This is a genomic window from Microbulbifer sp. CAU 1566 (genome assembly GCF_023156515.1).
GTDB lineage: Bacteria > Pseudomonadota > Gammaproteobacteria > Pseudomonadales > Cellvibrionaceae > Microbulbifer.
Window position 1 is genome coordinate 624,176 of sequence record NZ_JALNMG010000002.1, and the last position, 16,574, is coordinate 640,749.

Sequence of the window (16,574 nt, forward strand, 5' to 3'; positions counted from 1 at the left end):
ACAGTAATAAAACTCTATGAGCAAAGAGGCGAAGGCACAACTGGCAGCCTTGAGCAACTCCATGAATAAGCCTATGAATAACTACGACGTCCTCGTTATTGGCAGTGGCGCCGCAGGCCTGACACTGGCACTGCACCTCGCAGCCCGCCACCGTGTAGCCCTGCTGTCGAAACAGCGCCTGCAGGACGGCTCCACCTGGTTCGCCCAGGGTGGCATCGCCGGCGTACTGGATGAAACTGACTCGGTAGACGCCCATATAGCGGATACATTAGATGCAGGGGCCGGTCTCTGCCACCCGGACGCGGTGCGATTTACCGTGGAGAACAGCCGCGACGCCATTCAATGGCTGATCCACCAGGGCGTGGAGTTCACTCGCGAGGACGATGGCGAATACCATCTCACCAAAGAAGGGGGCCACAGCCACCGCCGCATCATCCACAGTGCGGACGCCACCGGTCGCGCGGTGCACAGCACCCTGATCGAGCGGGTGCGCAACACCCCCAACATCGACTGCTTCGAGCACCATATCGCCCTGGACCTGATCCGCCAGCCCGACGCAAAAACCGGCCGCTTCCGCTGCGCCGGCTGCTACGTCTACAACAAAGACACGGAAGAAGTCGAAGTCTTCCAGGGCCGCGCGGTGGTGCTGGCGACTGGCGGTGCGGCCAAGGCCTACCTCTATACCAGCAACCCGGACGGGGCCAGTGGTGACGGTATTGCCATGGCCTGGCGCGCCGGTTGCCGGGTGGCGAATATGGAATTCAACCAGTTCCACCCCACCTGCCTGTACCACCCCAAAGCCAAATCCATGCTGATCACCGAGGCGCTACGGGGCGAAGGCGCAACCCTCAAGTTGCCCAGTGGCGAACGGTTTATGGAGCGGTTCGATAAACGTGGAGAGCTGGCGCCCCGGGACATCGTCGCGCGCGCCATCGACCACGAAATGAAACGCCTGGGCGCCGATTGCGTCTACCTCGACATTTCGCACAAAGACCCGGCGTTCGTGCGTGAGCACTTCCCCACGGTGTACAAAAAGTGCCTGGAATACGGTATCGACATCACCAAAGAGGCCATTCCTGTGGTCCCTGCGGCCCACTACACCTGTGGCGGCGTGATGGTGGACCAGCACGGCCGCAGCGACCTGGATCAGCTTTACGCCATTGGCGAGACCACCTTTACCGGCCTGCACGGCGCCAATCGCCTGGCCAGTAACTCGCTGCTGGAATGCGTGGTTTACGCGCGCTCTGCGGCACTGCATATCGACAGCACCCTCGACACCATTGCCCCGCCGCGGCCAGCCCTGGCCTGGGACGCCTCGCGGGTAACCGATTCCGACGAAGATGTGGTGATCTCCCACAACTGGGATGAACTGCGACGTTTTATGTGGGACTTTGTAGGTATCGTGCGCACGCGCAAGCGCCTGCTGCGTGCCGAGCACCGGGTGCGACTGTTACAGCAGGAAATTCTGGAGTTTTACGCCAATTACAAGATCACCAGCGATTTGATCGAGCTGCGCAATCTGGCGGTCGTTTCCGAGCTGATCATCCGCTCGGCCCTGGACCGGCGGGAAAGCCGCGGCCTGCACTACTCCCTGGATTACCCGGGCTTGCGGGAGCTGGCCATGGATACGATCCTGGTACCGGAGAATTTTGCCGATCAGCGACACTTTGTCAGCACCAGCGTCAGCACCACCGAGGCCGATGCAGGCGAGCAGCGGACCTAAACCGAACGGGAAAAGGCCGAACGCGAAAAGCGCAGTGCCACCAGCAGCCGACGCCAGTCGTCGACGCTGGCGGCATCTCTCGCCAACACCAGGCGCAGCCTGCGCCCTTCCAGATCGCGGCCGTTGATCACAATCAGCCACCGCCAGAGCGTCAGCTCTCCGCAAAAATTGAACTCTCGCCTGGCACCCCCTTTCACCTGCCAGTACCAGCGTCTATCCGAGGTGGACAAACGCCCCACCGAACCCGACAGGCGGCGCCATTCAAACAGGCTGTAACCGATGATGACCAGCGCCATCAACAATACCGCAGCCCAGGGCAAACGGGAGAGCAGCAGCAACAGCAACGACTGCACCGCAATCAATGAAAGGACGATCTTCAGGCTGCGGGAGGGCGCAATGTCGCACACCAGCCTGGCGTTGCGCTCTGGGCGGGCACCGGGACCGACGCGCGAACGGGACTGGGGGCGGATCCCCCCACGGGGAATGGGTTCCAGCTCCGCGCCAAGCGGGTCAGAGCCAGATTGATCGGGGCAAGACGGCCCCGAAGACGCGATTTCAGTCCTGGAGACCGGTGTTGTCACGGATGATCTGCACGATGTGTTTCAGTTCCGGATCTTCCGGGTCTTCGCGGCGCAGGAACCAGGCAAACAGATCCTGATCCTGCTCATCCAGCAATCGGATATAGCGTTGTTGATCTTCCGGGCTCAGCGTTTCGTAGACATTATCCAGAAACGGCAGCAAAACCAGGTCCAGCTCCAACATACCGCGGCGGCTGGCCCAAAACAGGCGGTTGCGATCCATACTTCTTTCTCAAAACCAAGTTGCGAATTGCGCGCAGTATAGCGGTAGTTGAAATCCCGCCGCAAAACCCCAGATAACAGAACTTACAATACCCTCTTAAAAACACCCATCGGACCCAGGTAGCGAGCAGAGCATGGATCAACAGCAGTGGCAGGATTTTCTCAGCAGTCGTGGGGCCCACTGGGTCGACGGTGCAGCCCACTTTAGTCAAGACAGCGACAGCACTTCCGGCACCGATATACAGCTCATCGACCTGAGTCCCCTCGGCGCCATCGCCGTTACCGGGCCTGACAGCCAGAAGTTCCTCCAGGGCCAGCTTACCTGCGACCTGGTTAAGCTACCCGATGAACACCTCACCCTCGGCAGCCACTGCAACCCCAAGGGGCGTATGATCAGTGCTTTCCACGCACTGAAAATTGACCAGAGTCAGTTCGTAATGCTGATGCCCCGCGACCTGGTCGCCTCAGCCCTGGCCGCTCTGAAAAAATACGCCGTATTCTTCAAAACAGAACTCACCGATGTGAGCGAGACACAGCGCTGGTTCGGCCTCAATGGCCGCGATATCGGCACTGCCGCCTCACACCTGCTGTGCCTGTCGAACAGCAGCGACACCGACCTGATTCCGGGTCAACTGCGCAGCTTCGACCACAACGGGCACCCTGCCCTGGCGGCCATGCTCAACGAGCGCTGCGTGGCAATCCAGGTACCCAATGTACAGGCCGCAGATCTGTGGCAAAAACTGGAGGGCAACAACGCCCGGCCCGGAGACTACAGCCACTGGCAACAGCAGCTGATCGAAGCGGGTATACCGCAAGTACATCAGAGCAGTAGCGAAATGTTTATCCCGCAGATGCTGAACCTGCACCTGCTGGGCGGCGTCAACTTCAAAAAGGGCTGTTACACCGGTCAGGAAGTGGTGGCCCGCATGCAATACCTGGGTGCTGCCAAGCGCCGCATGTACCGGGCAAAAATCGATAAGGGCGACATACCGCAAGCGGGTGAAGAAATATTCACTCCCGCCGGCGGCTCCAGCGTGGGCAATCTGGTAGAGGCCTGCACCACCGGAGACGAAATAGAACTGCTGGCCGTGCTGACCAAAAGCAAGGTAGCCGATGGTGAAAGCCTACAGCTTTCCGATGGACGCGTTCTGGAGCTGTTGGAGCTGCCCTATGACGCGGATGCCGATCCTCTGGCGAGCGATTGACGCGGTGATTGATCGATTGATTGATTGAACAGCGGCTAAGCCGGTATGGCGGTCATATTTCCACCGCCACCCGGCGCAGCGCGTCCAACGCAGGCAAACGCCAGTCAATGGGCTCCTGTCCGCTGCCCTGCAAATAGGCATTCGCCTGGGAAAATGGCCGGGTACCGAAAAACCCGCGGTGCGCAGACAGGGGCGATGGGTGTGGTCCGCTCAGCACCAGGTGCTTGCGGCTATCGATAAAACCACCCTTCTTCTGCGCATAACTGCCCCACAGCACGAAGACCAGCCCTTCGCGCTGTTCCGCCAGCGCGTGTATCGCGGCATCGGTAAACCGTTCCCATCCGCGCTTCTGGTGAGATCCCGCCTTGCTTTCTTCCACCGTGAGGGTCGCATTCAACAGCAACACCCCCTGCTCTGCCCACGGCTGCAAACAACCGTGCCCCGGAGGGGTAATCCCCAGATCTGATTGCAATTCCTTGTAGATATTCTGCAGCGAAGGCGGAATCCGCACCCCGGGCATCACGGAAAAACAGAGACCGTGGGCCTGACCCGCGCCGTGATATGGATCCTGCCCCAGAATGACAACCTTGACTTGATCGAAGGGCGTGGAGTTGAACGCATTAAAAACTTGCCCTCCCGGGGGAAAAATATTTTTCCCCGCCTGCCTTTCCTGTTGCAGGAAAACACGCAGCTCTTCCATATAGGGTTTACGGAACTCGGCTTCCAGCACCTGGTGCCAGGAGGGATCAATTTTTATGGGAGTAGACGTCGGCATAAGATTTTCAATAAAAATTTTCTCAGGAAATAATGCGCTTCAGCTGCCTGCGCAAAGCCGGCACCACTTCCTCTTCAAACCAGGGACGGCGATTCAGCCACAGGGTATTTCTGGGGCTTGGGTGTGGTAGCGGGAAGAAGCCATGTGGCAGTGCATCGGCGTAACGGCGCACATTTTCGGTGATGCTGTCGCGTTTTGGAAAATGCGCCTGCGGAAGATAGTAGCGCTGGGCGTACTGACCGATCAGCAGGGTCAACTGAATATCGGGCAGCTGATCCAACAGCTTCTGATGCCAGGTCGGGGCGCACTCCGGTCGCGGCGGTAAATCGCCACCCTTGCCCCGCCCGGGGTAGCAAAACCCCATGGGCATAATTGCGATCAGGGATTCGTCGTAGAACTGCTCCCGATCCAGCTGCAGCCATGCTCGCAGGCGGTCGCCCGAAGGGTCGTTCCAGGGAATACCCGTTGCATGCACCCGGGTACCCGGTGCCTGGCCGATAATTAACAGCTTCGCGGAGCGACCTGCACTCAATACCGGGTGCGGGCCAAGCGGCAAATGCGGCTCACACAAACGGCAAGCGCGCACATCTTTCAACAACAGCGCCAGTTCAACCGCGGCCAAAACGCTTACCTGTTGCTGCCCGTGTGCGCGGGAAAGGCCAGTTGCAGCAGTAAGCCACGACGGTCGTCCGGCGCAGCGGCGCGCCCCACACCGTTGTTATCCAGCACCACAAAAATACCCTCATCATTCACCGCCAGTCCCTCGCCCTTTCCGAAGCGGGTTTCTTGATAGACATACTGGGCCCCCTCCTCGACTTCTCGGTAGTGGATACACCAGTGCGCCTCAAGGGTGCCAATGTCGCGTTCACACACCGCAAACGCATTGCGCTCGAGCGTAAACAGCGCGCCATTGTGATACGCCAGGGCAGTCAAATCCTCTGAGCGGCCGCGAAAATCGAGCCCCGCTACCGCGGGCACCTGGAAGTAATCACCACCGTCCCTGTCGTCCGGTTTGATCCGTAGCAGGCCTCTAGGGTTGCGCTCCAGCGCCACCCAGAAATCGGAGCCGGCCTTGACCAGGCCTTCGCTCTCTGCGTTAAACAACTGCAGGTAGCCCTGCTTTCGCGCAGTTTCCGACCAGCGCTGCGGCAACCATTTCGCCGTGGACGCGGATGCGCCCAGCCAGGCAATCCGGTTGTGGCGCTCACTGAGCAGGTAGATCCCCTGTTCATCACAGGTGATGCCTTCAAAATCCATACTGAGCGGCGTACTGGCGTAATGCAGTGCCCGAACCTTTACCGATACCGGCTGATCATCCGGTAGCGGCGGTCGTGAAAACCCGGCTTTTACCCGCAATTTGACCGTGTCGGCGCCGCCTTCAGGGGAGAGCGCAAAAAATTGTTCAGAAGATTTATCGGCAACAGCCAGTAGCTCGCCATCACAAAAGCTCAATCCGGAGATATCCAGCCCCTCACTGCCATCTATCCACCAGGCATTGAGCAACCGGGCCTCAGTGACCGGCGTTACCGCGAAACAAGCCGGAACCCAGAATACGGCCAGGACCTTAGCCAGGTGGCGAGCCACATCAAATCTGAACAAGCAATTTTCCCCCGAATAAATGACTTAATCACGGAAATTATCGAACTGCAGCGGCTGCTCCAGCTCCTTTCCCCGCAACATGGCAATGACCTGCTGTAAATCATCGCGCTTCTTGCCGGTAACCCGCACAGAGTCCCCCTGAATGGCCGCCTGCACCTTGAGCTTTTCCTCTTTGATGATTTTAACGATCTTTTTTGACAGATCTTTGTCGAGACCATTTTTCAGAGTCACATCCACTTTTACCTGCTTGCCCGATTGCTCTGGCTCACCAACTTCCATCGCCAAGGGGTCAATACTGCATTTGATCAGCGCAGCGCGCAGCATGTCTTCCATTTGGGTAACCTGCATGTCGGATTCGGCGCGCAGAGTCAGGGCAAATCCAGACATTTCCACTTCCGCATCCACGCCCTTGAAGTCGAAACGGTTGGTGATGGTACGATTCACCTGATCCACCGCATTGGTCAGCTGGTGCTTGTCCACTTCAGATACGATATCGAACGACGGCATTATTTGGCTCCGTTAAGTTTTCAGTACTGATTGTTTGTTGAGATTTTCAGAATAGGTTTCGTTGTTTCGTGCGCTACTTCCAGCGCTCGGGCGTCACTTCCAGGCTCTGTTCAGCACTGGAGAACCAGAGCTGCCCATCCTGAATAGTGACGCTGAAGTCCATATTGCGCTCTGCCATGGTCGCCAGCTGAACGCAGCTTTCCGCCGGTAGAAAGAATACCTGCAGGTTGTCAAAACGTGTGGTGGCGGCCTCCATCTTCTTCCACCACACCGATGCGGTGCGCTGGCCATAGGCGTAAATCAGCACACGATCTGCACGACCGCAGGCCTTGCGCACCCGATCCTCTGCCGGTACACCCACTTCGATCCAGGTTTCCACTTCACCGCTCAGGCTGTGCTCCCAGAGATCAGGCTCATCGTCCGTCGACAGCCCGCGGGTAAATTCCAGCTGCTCACTGGCGTTGAGCGCGAATGCCAGCAGGCGAATCATCATCCGCTCGTCGGTTTCTGAGGGGTGACGCGCCAGCGTCAGCAGGTGCTCCCCGTAGTAATCCCGGTCCATATCGGCCACCTGTAACCGGGCTTTGAATATCGTCGCTTTTAATGCCATTACTGCTCTCTGAAATAAGGGTTCGGGCAGACTTACCCGAAAGACGGCGGATTGGAGACTATTATTGTCTTGTTCTGAACCAACATGGATGAATGGAATGAACGTTGCACTCACAGGCAAACCAATTTTCACCCAGCGCCGATTCTGGCAAACCCTGCTCCTGTCACTGGCGGCCTTTGGCCTCAGCGGCTGTGGCATCAACAACATTCCCACCTTTGATGAGAATGTCAAAGCCACCTGGGCCCAGGTGCAGAACCAGTACCAGCGCCGTGCAGACCTGATTCCCAATCTGGTCAAAACCGTCAAGGCCTACGCCTCACACGAGCGGGAAACCCTCGAGGCGGTTACCGAGGCCCGCGCCAAGGTCAACTCCATGCAGGTGGATTCCGGGATCATCAATGACCCCGCCAAGCTGAAACAGTTTGAGGCCGCCCAATCGCAGCTCAGCAGTGCCCTCTCCCGCCTGATGGTTGTCGTCGAACGCTACCCGGACCTCAAGGCCAACCAGAATTTCCTGGCCTTGCAATCCCAGCTGGAGGGCACTGAAAACCGCATCAGCGTGGCCCGGCGGGATTATATCGCTGCGGTGGAGCGCTACAACCGCGAGATTCGCACCTTTCCCGGTCGCATCTGGCACAGTGTCCTCTACAGTGATATGCCCCTTCGGGATACCTTCAAGGCCACATCGGAAGACGCGGAAAAGGCACCTGAAGTCGACTTTCAATAACCATTGATCCGCCGTCACCCACTCCAGCCACTCTGTCAGCGGGGCCAGTTCATGACGATCCTCAGGGTCGCCCTTACACTGTTTCTGTGGCCAGTCCTTCTTTGGGCTGGCCAGGCAGCCGCGGATGTCACCTTCCCTACCCTGTCCGGACGCGTGGTGGACAATGCCAATTTGCTCAGCCAGACCACCCGCTACCAACTGACGGAAACCCTGCAGCGCCAGGAAAAGGAAAGCAGCAACCAGATTGTGGTGGTTACCCTGCCAGATCTTCAGGGACTGACGATAGAAGAATACGGTTACCAGCTGGGCAGAAACTGGAAAATCGGCCAGAAAGGCAAAGACAACGGGGTGCTATTGATCGTGGCCCCCAGCGAGCGCAAAGTGCGTATTGAAGTGGGCTATGGATTGGAAGGCGCACTGACTGACGCACTCTCCGCCAACATCATTCACACCAAGATTCTCCCGCAATTCCAGGCCGGAAACTTTGACGGTGGCGTCACCGCCGGCGTTGATTCCATTATTGCAGCCATCAAAAACGAATACGTGCCCGAACCCACAGAGTCTGATGACAACCGCCAACTGGCGCTGCTCGTCGGCATCTTCCTGCTTTTTATCATGCTGCAAATCTTCGGTTCCTCGGTACTGGGGTCACCCGCGGGCAGCGGCAACTACCGCCGCGGCCGCTACGGCGGCTATTACGGTGGCGGAGGCTTCGGTGGCGGTTTTGGTGGTGGCGGAGGCTTTGGTGGTGGCTTCGGCGGTGGCGGTGGCGGCTTCGGGGGCGGTGGCGCCTCCGGGGGCTGGTAACCAAACGGGGCAGCCAGAAAAGGAATACGGGGGCTCGGCAACGAACGATGGAAAAAAACCACATGCTGAATGCGCAGGAGCGGCGCACACTGGCCGACACCATCAAGGAAGTGGAATCGCGCACCGACGCCGAAGTAGTCACGGTGCTCGCCGGTCAGTCTGACCACTACCTGTATATATCCACCCTGTGGGCGGCATTTCTGGCATTACTGCTCGCGCCACTGATGCAATTCCTGCCCTGGTGGCTGGAGTACCAGCAGGCATTTACGCTGCAATGGATACTCTTCATCGTCCTCGCGGTGCTGTTTCGCTGGCGCCCACTCACCATGCGGCTGATTCCCAAAAAGGTGAAGTACTGGCGCGCATCCAATCTCGCACGCCGGCAATTTCTGGAGCAGGAACTGCACAGCACCAAAGACCGGCTTGGGCTGCTGATTTTTGTATCCCAGGCTGAACACTACGTTGAAATTCTCGCAGACCGTGGTCTCGCGGAGCACATTACCAATGAGGCCTGGCAGGAAATAGTTGAAAATTTCATCCACGAAGTAAAAAAGGGAAAAACAAGCGAAGCGTTTGTTCACTGCGTAGAAAAATGTGGCGAACTACTGCAGGAAGCCGCACCTGCCACGGTGATCAAGAACGAGCTGCCTAATCACCTGGTACTTCTATAATTTTTGCTACCACGGGCAAACTGCAGGCAATGGGTGAAACCATGCAATTTCAAAAGCGCACAGTCTATGTCGCTGCCGCATCCTTCCTTGTCGTCAGCATCGCTATCGCCTACTGGGCCTCACCAAGCAGCACCAGCTCCTCTTCAGGTCTGTTTCCCGACGACACGCCCAACGCATCTGATATAGCCACTCGCGTACAACACCTGGAGCGCACCCTCGACCAAACCCTGAAAATACAGGGACAGTTACTGGAACTGGTCAATGAACTGAGCGCCCGACTGGATCCTGACAAAAACTCCGGTGAGACCCGCAATGCGTCGCTGGATATGACCCGCGCCCAGAGCGAGGCAGAGTTTCACAATAGCCACCAGGAGCACGACACCAGTCATCAGGATCGATTTGAACGCATGCGCGAGAATCAGATCCGGCAGTTGATGGAGGCGGGCTTTGGCCCGGAGCGCGCGCAGTTTATTGTCGATAAGCAGGAGCGCATCCAGTACGAGCAGATGCAATTCACCTACGAATACCACCATTTGCAAAACAAGCGCTCGGCCGAGGCGAAACAGCTACAGGAAAAAATTCACACCTACAGCAATCCGCGCCGGGTCTTCGAGGAAGAACTGAGCAGGTCGGAATTCGATCAATATCTGAAAGCCTTTGGTGGCCGTACGGAACTGGAAATCGGCGACCTGCTGGAAGCAGCGCCAGCCTATGAGGCCGGCCTGCGCCCGGGCGATAAAATCATCCGCTACAACAATCAGCGGGTGTTTCATATGGGTGACCTTCGCACTCAGGTTTACCAGGTCGCACCAGGCTCATCGGTCTCGGTAGAGATACAGCGCCGGGGCAGTTCCGCATCGGAAACCATCTATTTACCCGCTGGCCCACTGGGCATTCGCGGTTAGTGCATTTTCATTGGAAAAATGTCGCAAACAAAAAGGGCGATGGCCGCAAAGCCATCGCCCTTTTTATTTTCGGGTCTTTCCCCAAGCAATGCTTATTCCGGGGAAACTTCCGGGCGCATATGCGGGAACAACAGTACGTCGCGAATCGACGGCGAGTTGGTCAACAGCATTACCAGTCGGTCGATACCGATGCCCTCACCCGCGGTAGGCGGCAGGCCGTATTCCAGGGCACGAATATAGTCGGCGTCGTAGTGCATGGCTTCGTCATCGCCCGCATCCTTCTCAGCCACCTGCGCCTGGAAGCGCTCGGCCTGGTCTTCGGCATCGTTCAGCTCGGAGAAGCCATTGGCAATTTCGCGGCCACCCACAAAGAATTCAAAGCGGTCGGTCACAAACGGGTTGTCGTCATTGCGACGCGCCAGCGGTGATACTTCGGTCGGGTACTCGGTGATAAAGGTCGGCTGGTCCAGACGGTGCTCGACGGTTTTCTCGAAGATTTCGATCTGGATTTTGCCCAGGCCCCAGATATCCTTGAGCGGAATTTCCAGGCCTTCCGCAACCTTCTTCGCGCTTTCGATATTGTCGATATCGGAGGCATTCAGTTCCGGGTTGTACTTCAGGATGGAGTCGAAAACACTGATACGATCGAACGGCTGGGCGAAGTCGTAGCTGCTGTCCTGGTACTGAACGGTGGTGCTGCCCAGTACGTCGGTGCAGATGCCACGGATCATGTTTTCTGTCAGGTCCATCAGGTCGTTGTAGTCCGCGTACGCCTGGTAGAACTCGAGCATGGTGAACTCGGGGTTGTGGCGGGTAGACAGACCTTCGTTGCGGAAGTTGCGGTTGATTTCGTAGACGCGCTCGAAGCCGCCAACGACCAAACGCTTGAGGTAGAGTTCCGGCGCGATGCGCAGGTACATGTCGATATCCAGCGCGTTGTGATGGGTCACGAACGGGCGTGCAGTGGCGCCACCGGGAATCACCTGCAGCATGGGGGTTTCCACTTCCATGAAGTGGTTGCTATTCAGGAAGCTGCGAATGTAGCTGATCACTTCGGAACGGATGCGGAATACGTCGCGGGATTCCGGGGTGGCAATCAGGTCGACGTAGCGTTGACGGTAGCGCATTTCCTGGTCGGCGATGCCGTGGAATTTTTCCGGCAGCGGACGCAGGGCTTTGGTGAGCAGGCTGTACTCTTCGCAGTTTACGTAGAGGTCGCCTTTGCCGGACTTGTGCAGTGCACCTTTGACGCCGACGATGTCGCCTATATCCCAGGTGCCCCAGCGCTCTTTGATATCTTTTTGCGCAACTTTGTCGGCGTACAGCTGGATACGGCCGGAGACGTCCTGGATGACGAGGAAGGGGCCACGCTTGGCGAGGATTCGGCCAGCGACGCAGGCGCTGTTGCCTTCGGCTTCCAGTTCTTCCTTGGTCTTTTCACCAAACTCTTTTTGCAGGTCGGCGGCGAGCTGTTCGCGGCGGAAGCTGTTCGGGAAGGCGTTACCCTTTTCGCGCATGGCGCTGAGTTTGGCACGGCGTTCGGCGATCAGTTTGTTTTCGTCTTGCGGAGTTGGTGTGTTGCTCATGATCTATCACATGTCTTTTGGGGTGTGTTGCGGGCTTCGCTTCTACCTATGTAGAGCTTTTTATTGAAGTCCGTGGCGGTGGAGCACTGGGTATTCGGTTTCGAAACCGCTGTGAATACATCCCTGTACGCTGCGTCGGCAACATCCCTGTTGCCGACGCTTTCGAAACCGAATCCCCAGCACTCCACCTTCGATTCGAAGTATTTAACTTCGTAAGCAAAAAGTGCTTAGAAACTTAGGTTTACAACCCTGCTTTTAAGCTCGCCTCAATAAACTGGTCCAGGTCGCCGTCGAGCACTGCCTGGCAGTTACTGGTCTGGACGCTGGTGCGCAGGTCTTTGATGCGCTGGTCATCGAGTACGTAGGAGCGGATCTGGCTGCCCCAGCCGATGTCGGATTTGCTTTCTTCCATCGCCTGTTTTTCGGCATTGCGCTTCTGCATTTCCTGCTCGTAGAGCTTGGCGCGCAGCATTTTCCAGGCTTTGTCGCGGTTCTGGTGCTGGGAGCGTTCGCTCTGGCAGGCAACCACGATGCCGGACGCAATGTGGGTCAAGCGCACCGCGGAGTCTGTTTTGTTGACGTGCTGACCACCGGCACCGGAGGCACGGTAGGTGTCTTCACGCACTTGCGACTTGTCCACTTCGATCTCGATGTTGTCGTCAATCTCCGGGGAGACGAAGACGGAGGTGAACGAGGTGTGACGGCGGTTGCCGGAGTCGAACGGGCTTTTGCGCACCAGGCGGTGTACACCGGTTTCGGTGCGCAGCCAACCGAAAGCGTATTCGCCCTGGAAGTGGATGGTGGCACTTTTGATGCCCGCGACTTCACCGGCGGAGGCTTCTTCCAGGGTGGTTTTGAAACCGTGGGCTTCGCCCCAGCGCAGGTACATGCGCAGCAGCATTTCGGCCCAGTCCTGGGCTTCGGTGCCGCCGGAGCCGGCCTGGATGTCCAGGTATGCGTTGTTGGGGTCGGTTTCGCCGGAGAACATGCGGCGGAATTCGAGGGTTTCCAGTTGTTGCTGGAGGTTTTCGAGTTCGCTGGCCACTTCGGCTACGGAGTCTTCATCGTCCTCTTCCACTGCCATATCCAGCAGTTCGCGGCTGTCGCTGACGCCGCTGTCGAGGTCTTCGATGGTTTTTACTACGGCTTCCAGGGCGGCGCGTTCGCGGCCCAGTTCCTGGGCGCGGTCGGGGTCGTCCCAGACGCTGGGTTCAGCCAGCTCCAGCTCGACCTCGGTCAGGCGTTCTTTCTTGGTAGCGTAGTCAAAGATACCCCCTGAGAACGTCAGTGCGCTCTGCGAGGTCTTTGAGTTGATTGAGCAGCGGATTGATTTCCATAAGATGCTGTGGGCTTCTGTCAGTTAAAGCGGCCGCGCATTCTACCTCAGTCAGTCGGCGGAATTAAGGGGTAACCGCATCCCGGTGGCTTGAGCAAATGCGGGGGCCGGCGCTAGAATGGCCTGACCAATAAAAACCAAAGATCAGGCCAATCAGCAATACGGATTTACAGCCATGGCGATCCCAGCACTCTTCCGCTCCTTAGCATCTTGCTCCCTTATCCTGCCACTACTGGCAACAATATCCCTCCCAGCCTGCGCAGCAGTAAACCGCTATGACGCGATCGTCAGTGCGGAAGTCAGCGCAGATTCAGACGCTTCAAGCGTCTCCGCAGAGCAGGCTTACCCCACAATTGCCGCGGCCCTGGCAGCCGCTCCCGCAGCGGGTGAGACGCCCTATGTGATCTACCTGCCCGAGGGCAAGTACCGGGAAAAGCTACTGGTCGATAAGCCCAATGTACGCCTGATCGGCGCGGGGAGAGACCGGACGGTTATCAGTTGGGGAGACTATGCCGGGATGCCAGCCCCCGGCGCTGCCGCAGACTCCGGTGAAAAAATGGGTACTTTTGCCACCGCAACGCTGACCATTGAGGCCGAGGACTTCCGCGCGGAAAACCTGACCATCGAGAACAGCTTTGATTTCCTCGCTACCGATGCCCTGCCAAAGAATCATACCGACAAGGTCAATGGCACCCAGGCAGTGGCGTTGGAAACCGGGCTCAACAGTGACCGCTCGGCCTTCCGCAACGTACGCCTGCTCGGATATCAGGACACCCTGTTCGTGCAGGGCGGACGCAGTTACTTTCGGGACAGTGTGATCGAAGGCAACGTGGACTTTATTTTTGGTGCCGGTCAGGCACTGTTTGAAAACAGCGATATCGTGACCCGCCCCCGCGGAACCCCGCGGGATACGGTCGGCTACCTCACCGCACCAAGCACCGATATCAGCAACGACTTCGGACTGGTCTTTCTGAACTGCCGCCTGCTGAAAGCGCCCGGGGTACCCGCCAACTCCACGCCCCTGGGCCGCCCCTGGCACCCGACCACCACTTTCGCGGACGGTCGTTATGCCGACCCCAACGCCATCGGCGCCAGTGTGTTCATCAACAGTTACATGGACGACCATATTACGACGGAAGGCTGGGACTCTATGCGCGGTACCAGTCGCGATGGCACCAAGAGCAGTGTGTTCAGGCCAGAAGATTCCCGCTTTTTTGAGTACAAGAGCCATGGCCCGGGCGCCGTGACGAATCCCAAGCGGCGCCACCTGAGCGATGAGGAGGCCAAGGCTTATACCGCAGAGCGCATACTGGCCGGATGGAACCCGGAGTTTTAATCGCTTAGATAGCTGCCAGCGGTTTAATCGCCGCTGGCGAGCTGATTCAGGATCGCGCACTCGGGCGAATCATCCCCAGCACAACTGTCCGCAAGTCCGCGCAATGTCTTGCGCATGCTTTTCAAAACTTCAAGCTGTCGCTCGACTTGCTGCAGCTTCTCCTCCACCAGCACCTTGGCATCGTGACTGTGCCGTGCCGGGTTATTGTGCAGCTCTAGCAACGCACGCACCTCATCCACGGAGAAGCCACAGCTTCTCGCCCTCTGGATAAATTGCAGCGTTTCCACATCGGCACGGGAGTACTCCCGGTAACCATTGGGGCTACGGGAGGGCATCAGCAGGTGTATGGATTCGTAGTAGCGCAGAGCCTTGGCACTGAGTCCGGACTGACGGGCCGCTTGAGAGATGTTCATAAAATCTCCTCCATGGTGGTTACAGCATGGAGGAGAGTCAGGGTTCCAGCAAGGGGAAGGTCAAGCTTTATACGTGAACCTATTCCGTCAAAGCATCAGATAACCCAAGGCGATAAACCCAAAGGCACTGATCACACCGGCTCGCATTGCGTAGGGTAACTGCGTGCGCACGTGCTCGATATGCTCGGTCCCCGCTGCCAGTGACGACACAATAGTCGTGTCGGAGATCGGCGAGCTATGGTCCCCGAAAATGCCACCGGACAGCACCGCCGCAACAAACAAGGTCGGGTCGGCACCCAGCGCGCTTGCCACCGGAATCGCAATGGGCAGCATGATGGAGAATGTTCCCCAGCTGGACCCAACAGAGAAGGCGATCACCCCGGAAACCAGAAAAATCACCACCGGTAATAATCCCAGCGGAATCGAATCACCCACCAGACCAGCCACATACTGCCCGGTCCCCAAGGTCTTGGAGACAGTTCCCAAGGCCAGCGCCAGAACCAGAATGATGGCCAGCGGCAACATGCGCCCAGCCCCTTCCATCCAGGTGTGGCTGAGTTCGTCCAGCGACATACTGCGTTGCAGCAATACCAGAATGGAAACCGTCGCCAAGGCCGCGAGAGATGCCCAGAGCACCGAGGTTGAACCGGAGCCCTCAAAAATTTTGCCGTCACCGGTAATCCAGAGGCTGATGGGCATTGCCAGCACCAGCACCAGGATCGGCAGCAGCATATTGATGACACGCGGCTTGATATGGCTTTTTTCCCCGGTACTTTCGCTGATGCTTTCGCTGATGTCGATCCCATCCAGTTCTCCGCCGCCGGTGCGCGCCTGAGCCTGCGCCATTGGTCCCGGGTTGTAATCCCGGGCGATAGTGAAGGCGGTGAGCGCAACGGCGCAAATCGCATACAGGTTGAGTGGAATGGTCGCCAGCAACACCTCAAGCGGGTCGTTGACCCCGAGTCCATCCAGCAGCCCAAGATTGAACGCACCCCAGGCATTGAGTGGAATCAACATACACACGGGGGCCGATGTGGAGTCGATGATGTAGGCCAGCTTTTCCCGCGCGACCCGGAAGCGGTCAAACAGCGGCCGCGACACGGTACCGGCAACCAGTACCGTGATATTCGACTCGATAAAGATAACGATCCCCACCAACCACGCCATCCACTGGGCACGCTTTCCGTTCGTCACCCAGCGGCTGCGCTCCAGAAAACGCACAAAGCCACTGACCGCTCCGCAGCGCTCGAGCGTAATGATGAAGGCACCGATCACCAGCGTGAACATGACCACCCGCGCATCGCCAGGATTGGCAAGTACCGCCAGTACACCATCCAGCGCCTCGGCCAGTGAGGGGAAAAATCCCGAGCCGTTAAGCAGGAAAAAACCCAGCCAGATGCCGGCAAAAAGGGCGAGGTACACCTGCCGGGTGAGAAGCGCCAAGCCGATGGCGATAAAAGGTGGCAGCAGGGTCAGCCAGGAGAGTTCTGTCATACTACGAGACTCTTGATTCCCGCCGGTATTGCCGGCAGTTGGTTATTGTTATTTTTAATTTGTTATTCGGTTTTCTTATC

At 57.8% G+C, this 16,574-nt stretch carries 18 protein-coding genes; 7 read left to right on the top strand and 11 right to left on the bottom strand.

Features of this window, described 5'->3' with window-relative positions:
- Positions 1-61 precede the first annotated feature (61 nt).
- Entirely contained in the window at positions 62-1,723 is a 1,662-nt protein-coding gene (gene nadB, locus M0G74_RS07830) for an L-aspartate oxidase (RefSeq protein WP_248216183.1), read from the top strand.
- Here the strand turns inward: nadB and M0G74_RS07835 are convergent.
- Positions 1,720-2,304, bottom strand: coding sequence for a protein YgfX (locus M0G74_RS07835; RefSeq protein WP_248215971.1), 585 nt, complete (start codon positions 2,302-2,304; stop codon positions 1,720-1,722). The genes nadB and M0G74_RS07835 overlap by 4 nt on opposite strands.
- Entirely contained in the window at positions 2,279-2,524 is a 246-nt protein-coding gene (locus tag M0G74_RS07840) for a succinate dehydrogenase assembly factor 2 (protein ID WP_160153215.1), read from the bottom strand. The genes M0G74_RS07835 and M0G74_RS07840 overlap by 26 nt, the downstream gene beginning before the upstream one ends.
- Before the next feature lie 133 nt (positions 2,525-2,657).
- Between M0G74_RS07840 and M0G74_RS07845 the strand changes: the two genes are divergently transcribed.
- Positions 2,658-3,728, top strand: a complete 1,071-nt coding sequence (locus M0G74_RS07845) for a folate-binding protein (protein WP_248215972.1) — start codon at positions 2,658-2,660, stop codon at positions 3,726-3,728.
- Between the two features lie 52 nt (positions 3,729-3,780).
- Here the strand turns inward: M0G74_RS07845 and ung are convergent, their stop codons facing one another.
- The 5 genes from ung to M0G74_RS07870 form a co-directional block, all read right to left on the bottom strand.
- Entirely contained in the window at positions 3,781-4,503 is a 723-nt protein-coding gene (gene ung, locus M0G74_RS07850; protein ID WP_248215973.1) for a uracil-DNA glycosylase, read from the bottom strand.
- Between the two features lie 22 nt (positions 4,504-4,525).
- The gene (locus M0G74_RS07855; RefSeq protein WP_248215974.1) at positions 4,526-5,125 is read right to left on the bottom strand and encodes a uracil-DNA glycosylase family protein; all 600 of its coding nucleotides are present in this window, start codon (positions 5,123-5,125) and stop codon (positions 4,526-4,528) included.
- Between the two features lie 5 nt (positions 5,126-5,130).
- Complete coding sequence (locus M0G74_RS07860) at positions 5,131-6,102, bottom strand: hypothetical protein (RefSeq protein ID WP_248215975.1); 972 nt, start codon at positions 6,100-6,102, stop codon at positions 5,131-5,133.
- 24 nt (positions 6,103-6,126) lie between these two features.
- Positions 6,127-6,609 (bottom strand): YajQ family cyclic di-GMP-binding protein, encoded by a 483-nt coding sequence (locus M0G74_RS07865; RefSeq protein ID WP_248215976.1) that lies wholly within the window; start codon positions 6,607-6,609, stop codon positions 6,127-6,129.
- A 73-nt stretch (positions 6,610-6,682) separates the two neighbouring features.
- Entirely contained in the window at positions 6,683-7,219 is a 537-nt protein-coding gene (locus M0G74_RS07870) for a YaeQ family protein (RefSeq protein ID WP_248215977.1), read from the bottom strand.
- Between the two features lie 97 nt (positions 7,220-7,316).
- Here M0G74_RS07870 and M0G74_RS07875 point away from each other — a divergent pair, with 97 nt between their 5' ends.
- Genes M0G74_RS07875 through M0G74_RS07890 form a run of 4 tightly spaced genes read left to right on the top strand, consistent with a single transcriptional unit; the run spans position 7,317 to position 10,329 of the window.
- Entirely contained in the window at positions 7,317-7,946 is a 630-nt protein-coding gene (locus tag M0G74_RS07875) for a LemA family protein (protein ID WP_248215978.1), read from the top strand.
- A 51-nt stretch (positions 7,947-7,997) separates the two neighbouring features.
- On the top strand, positions 7,998-8,753 hold the full coding sequence (locus tag M0G74_RS07880; RefSeq protein WP_248215979.1) for a TPM domain-containing protein: 756 nt from the start codon (positions 7,998-8,000) through the stop codon (positions 8,751-8,753).
- Between the two features lie 47 nt (positions 8,754-8,800).
- A complete protein-coding gene (locus tag M0G74_RS07885) occupies positions 8,801-9,424 on the top strand; it encodes a TPM domain-containing protein (protein ID WP_248215980.1) in 624 nt (207 codons plus the stop codon).
- Positions 9,425-9,465: 41 nt separating this feature from the next.
- A complete protein-coding gene (locus tag M0G74_RS07890) occupies positions 9,466-10,329 on the top strand; it encodes a PDZ domain-containing protein (RefSeq protein WP_248215981.1) in 864 nt (287 codons plus the stop codon).
- 92 nt (positions 10,330-10,421) lie between these two features.
- Here the strand turns inward: M0G74_RS07890 and lysS are convergent, their stop codons facing one another.
- The gene (lysS, locus tag M0G74_RS07895; RefSeq protein WP_248215983.1) at positions 10,422-11,915 is read right to left on the bottom strand and encodes a lysine--tRNA ligase; all 1,494 of its coding nucleotides are present in this window, start codon (positions 11,913-11,915) and stop codon (positions 10,422-10,424) included.
- A gap of 241 nt (positions 11,916-12,156) precedes the next feature.
- Positions 12,157-13,252, bottom strand: a protein-coding gene (gene prfB / locus M0G74_RS07900; RefSeq protein WP_160153206.1) for a peptide chain release factor 2 whose coding sequence is annotated in 2 segments (ribosomal slippage) — positions 12,157-13,179 and positions 13,181-13,252 — 1,095 coding nt in all. Because the reading frame shifts where the segments join, the coding sequence is not laid out codon by codon here.
- Positions 13,253-13,426: 174 nt separating this feature from the next.
- On the opposite strand from prfB, the gene M0G74_RS07905 reads away from it, so the two are divergent.
- Positions 13,427-14,587, top strand: coding sequence for a pectinesterase family protein (locus tag M0G74_RS07905; protein WP_248215984.1), 1,161 nt, complete (start codon positions 13,427-13,429; stop codon positions 14,585-14,587).
- Between the two features lie 23 nt (positions 14,588-14,610).
- Here M0G74_RS07905 and cueR read toward each other — a convergent pair whose 3' ends face one another.
- Together cueR and M0G74_RS07915 are read right to left on the bottom strand one after the other, a co-directional pair.
- The gene (cueR, locus tag M0G74_RS07910) at positions 14,611-15,000 is read right to left on the bottom strand and encodes a Cu(I)-responsive transcriptional regulator (protein WP_248215985.1); all 390 of its coding nucleotides are present in this window, start codon (positions 14,998-15,000) and stop codon (positions 14,611-14,613) included.
- Between the two features lie 87 nt (positions 15,001-15,087).
- Positions 15,088-16,494: a Na+/H+ antiporter NhaC family protein gene (locus M0G74_RS07915; protein ID WP_248215986.1), complete on the bottom strand. Its 1,407-nt coding sequence runs from the start codon at positions 16,492-16,494 to the stop codon at positions 15,088-15,090.
- Between the last annotated feature and the right edge of the window lie 80 nt (positions 16,495-16,574).

Bases quoted from the DNA above. Each gene is read 5' to 3' on its own strand.
- nadB (WP_248216183.1), top strand. From the start codon at position 62: ATGAATAAGCCTATGAATAACTACGACGTCCTCGTTATTGGCAGTGGC.
- M0G74_RS07840 (WP_160153215.1), bottom strand. From the start codon at position 2,524: ATGGATCGCAACCGCCTGTTTTGGGCCAGCCGCCGCGGTATGTTGGAG.
- M0G74_RS07845 (WP_248215972.1), top strand. From the start codon at position 2,658: ATGGATCAACAGCAGTGGCAGGATTTTCTCAGCAGTCGTGGGGCCCAC.
- ung (WP_248215973.1), bottom strand. From the start codon at position 4,503: ATGCCGACGTCTACTCCCATAAAAATTGATCCCTCCTGGCACCAGGTG.
- M0G74_RS07865 (WP_248215976.1), bottom strand. From the start codon at position 6,609: ATGCCGTCGTTCGATATCGTATCTGAAGTGGACAAGCACCAGCTGACC.
- M0G74_RS07870 (WP_248215977.1), bottom strand. From the start codon at position 7,219: ATGGCATTAAAAGCGACGATATTCAAAGCCCGGTTACAGGTGGCCGAT.
- M0G74_RS07875 (WP_248215978.1), top strand. From the start codon at position 7,317: ATGAACGTTGCACTCACAGGCAAACCAATTTTCACCCAGCGCCGATTC.
- M0G74_RS07880 (WP_248215979.1), top strand. From the start codon at position 7,998: ATGACGATCCTCAGGGTCGCCCTTACACTGTTTCTGTGGCCAGTCCTT.
- M0G74_RS07885 (WP_248215980.1), top strand. From the start codon at position 8,801: ATGGAAAAAAACCACATGCTGAATGCGCAGGAGCGGCGCACACTGGCC.
- M0G74_RS07890 (WP_248215981.1), top strand. From the start codon at position 9,466: ATGCAATTTCAAAAGCGCACAGTCTATGTCGCTGCCGCATCCTTCCTT.
- lysS (WP_248215983.1), bottom strand. From the start codon at position 11,915: ATGAGCAACACACCAACTCCGCAAGACGAAAACAAACTGATCGCCGAA.
- M0G74_RS07905 (WP_248215984.1), top strand. From the start codon at position 13,427: ATGGCGATCCCAGCACTCTTCCGCTCCTTAGCATCTTGCTCCCTTATC.
- cueR (WP_248215985.1), bottom strand. From the start codon at position 15,000: ATGAACATCTCTCAAGCGGCCCGTCAGTCCGGACTCAGTGCCAAGGCT.
- M0G74_RS07915 (WP_248215986.1), bottom strand. From the start codon at position 16,494: ATGACAGAACTCTCCTGGCTGACCCTGCTGCCACCTTTTATCGCCATC.